The following is a 2,090-nucleotide window of genomic DNA, read 5'->3' on the forward strand; positions in this document are numbered from 1 at the left end:
GCTTTCCCGGAAATTGTTAAACATTATCGAGATGGCCGGGTTATGCTGGATCGGCAAAAGAATCCGACCCGTGATGTGGGAACCCAGTATATTCGCTGGTTTGATGAATATGCAGGGGACTACTTTAAACTATCTCAATCCGATGAAAAGCCATATATTTGCGGAGAACGCTGTTGGCAGAGAAAATAATATACGCTTTCATCTTGGACTAAACTGTGGAATGTCAGTTTGTCAGTTGGAAAGTATGAACATACAGGAGAACGGAAACGATATTCGTATAGACATAGAACAGTTTTGTCTGAGGATGTGCAAGGCAGCAAAGAATTATTATGATAAAGTTCATTTGGAAAAAGACTTTAGTCTCTATAATACACCAGTTTTGGATTTTATTCAGGTAACACAAAAAAAGAAAGCTGCTTCTATTATTGCACTGGTCTGTGGCAGTGAACGTTATGCAAAAGGATTAAAAGAAACATTGCAATTTATTTCAGATCAGATCATGCTGTTTTACACACCGGAAAGTGCTAAAACAAGATTAGGCAGACATAAGCCGGATCTTTGGATTGTTACCGAAGATATGACGAGCCAACCGAATCAGCCATGGCGTGCGGACAGGACAACACCTGTAATTTTAATCGCAGGCAATCCTGATGCTGTTGAAATTAAAAAGAATGCAGGAAAACTAACTGTTCTTTCTATGCCATTATCAATAGTTGATTTGCGGAAAACCGTCGAAATATATGTGTCGTGAGGAGAAGTTTATGCTGTACATAATACTATTATTTGTATTTGTAGTTGTAGTTGTATATTTGATGATGCTTATGCGGAGACAGAAAGAAAAGATGAGCGAAATTAAAATACAAATAGATCAACTGCAAGCACAACATGATCGATTGCAGAAAGAAAGGGATCAGTTACAAGAACGGATGAATCATCTGGAAGAGCAACGAGAACACTTGCAAATGCAAACAGACCAGGCATTTCGGAGTGCTGATGAAATCGAGAAAATTTACGATGAGATATGGAATCATGCTAATACCATTCACCTTTACTCTTCGTTAGCTGAAGAAGAAAGCAAATCTATAACAATGAAAGAAAAACAAAAAGAAATTATTCGAACAACTGAGGAAATTCTAAACATCATATATAAATATAAAGGTAATGTATAATAAAAATATGTCATTGTAATGATTAGCGTTCAAGGTAAATTCTTATGTAATAATATCACAGAAGGATTTACCTTTTTCAGGTACAATAGAGATACAAAATTTGAAAGGGGAACAAAGCATTGGCAAAAAGAATGGCAAGTGTCGATAAAAAAAGATGTGTTGCCTGCGGAGTATGTGAAAATACTTGTCCGCTGACAGCGGCCAAAGTTTACCATGGATGTTATGCTGTGGTAGAAGAAACAGTGTGTGTAGGATGTGGAAAATGTGCAAAATCCTGTCCGGCAGGTTGTATTGAAATGAAAGAGAGGACAGCGATGTGAAGAAAAAGAAACATTGGTATGATTATTTATGGATATGGGCGATCCTTTATTTTGCTCTCGGTTTTTTTAATGTTTTGTTCGCTTGGTTTGGGATGATTGATTTCCTGTTGCCGTTAGGAATAGCAATATTCGGTGGAAATAAATTTTTCTGTAATCATTTGTGTGGACGTGGCCAGCTTTTTAGTAAGCTTGGTGGAGATTTAAAATGCTCAAGAAATAAACCAACCCCGCGATGGATGAGTTCAAAATGGTTCCGATACGGCTTTTTGATATTTTTCCTTACAATGTTTGGGAATATGGTATTTCAGACATATTTAGTTGGTGCCGGATCATCATCCTTGCGTGAAGCCATCAAATTATTCTGGACCTTCCGTGTTCCGTGGGGATGGACATACACTGCCGGAACAGTAGCTGATTGGGTGGCACAGTTTAGTTTTGGATTTTATAGTTTGATGCTTACATCTTTGTTGTTAGGGTTGATCGTAATGGTGTTATATAAGCCACGAACCTGGTGTACATTTTGTCCAATGGGAACAATGACGCAGGGTATCTGTAAATTAAAAAATAATGAAAAGAAGTAATACTATAAGGTGATTCATAA

The 2,090-nt window shown here is 37.3% G+C and carries 4 protein-coding genes; all 4 read left to right on the plus strand.

The features are described from left to right. On the plus strand, window positions 1-751 hold a 751-nt coding region (locus tag PGQ33_RS16610), incomplete at its 5' end, for a hypothetical protein (protein WP_330663305.1). Between the two features lie 91 nt (window positions 752-842). Further along, entirely contained in the window at window positions 843-1,169 is a 327-nt protein-coding gene (locus PGQ33_RS16615) for a hypothetical protein (protein ID WP_222891074.1), read from the plus strand. Between the two features lie 119 nt (window positions 1,170-1,288). Next, window positions 1,289-1,489, plus strand: a complete 201-nt coding sequence (locus tag PGQ33_RS16620; RefSeq protein ID WP_243273531.1) for a 4Fe-4S binding protein — start codon at window positions 1,289-1,291, stop codon at window positions 1,487-1,489. Then, complete coding sequence (locus PGQ33_RS16625; RefSeq protein WP_270206117.1) at window positions 1,486-2,070, plus strand: 4Fe-4S binding protein; 585 nt, start codon at window positions 1,486-1,488, stop codon at window positions 2,068-2,070. Before PGQ33_RS16620 ends, PGQ33_RS16625 begins: the two co-directional genes overlap by 4 nt. Window positions 2,071-2,090 lie beyond the last annotated feature (20 nt).

The organism is Coprococcus sp. AM100_B19A (assembly GCF_027662015.1).
Classification (GTDB): Bacteria; Bacillota; Clostridia; order Lachnospirales; family Lachnospiraceae; genus Allocoprococcus; species Allocoprococcus comes.